Source organism: Verminephrobacter aporrectodeae subsp. tuberculatae At4, assembly GCF_000193225.1.
Taxonomy (GTDB): Bacteria; Pseudomonadota; Gammaproteobacteria; order Burkholderiales; family Burkholderiaceae_C; genus Acidovorax; species Acidovorax aporrectodeae.
Map to the genome: position 1 here is coordinate 1 of NZ_AFAL01000574.1, position 491 is coordinate 491.

A 491-nucleotide genomic window follows, 5' to 3' on the forward strand; every position below is an offset into this window, starting at 1 on the left:
ACCAGCCGCCCGGATAGGCTCGTCCACTGTCCAGCGGCCATGCTTGCCCGCAATGGTGGTGTCGCCCCCGGACTGTATGTTCACGCTTTCATGGCTGCGCACGTCCACGCCATCCATGTCAATGTGGCCCGCAGCGCGAATGTTCACCCCCCGGCCGCCCAGCAGTTGCACGTAATCCCAGTAGTGGTTGAGAAAACCCGCCTCGGTCTTTGACGCCCGCAGCGCGGTGGCCGTGATGTTGCCCGTGGTCGCTGTGAGGTTCAGGGCCCCGTTTGCTGTTCGCAGGTAGCTGCCTTCCAGCAGGATGTTGTTCGCCACCAGGGTGAGGTCGCCGTTGACGTACGCAACCACCCTCCGGGAACTGCCCATACCGGAGGTGCCTGCGCTGCCCGTGAGGTTGATGTTGCCGTTGCGCGTGATCATCGTCAGGTTGTGGCTCGCGGTGGCTATGAGGGGGCCTATGTTGAAGTCCCCCAGGCCCTTGATCATGG

At 63.3% G+C, this 491-nt stretch carries 1 protein-coding gene; it reads right to left on the bottom strand.

Annotated elements, in window-relative coordinates; genetic code table 11:
• The coding region (locus VTU_RS33770; protein WP_236610791.1) for a hypothetical protein at window positions 1-423 on the bottom strand (423 nt) is incomplete at its 3' end.
• Between the last annotated feature and the right edge of the window lie 68 nt (window positions 424-491).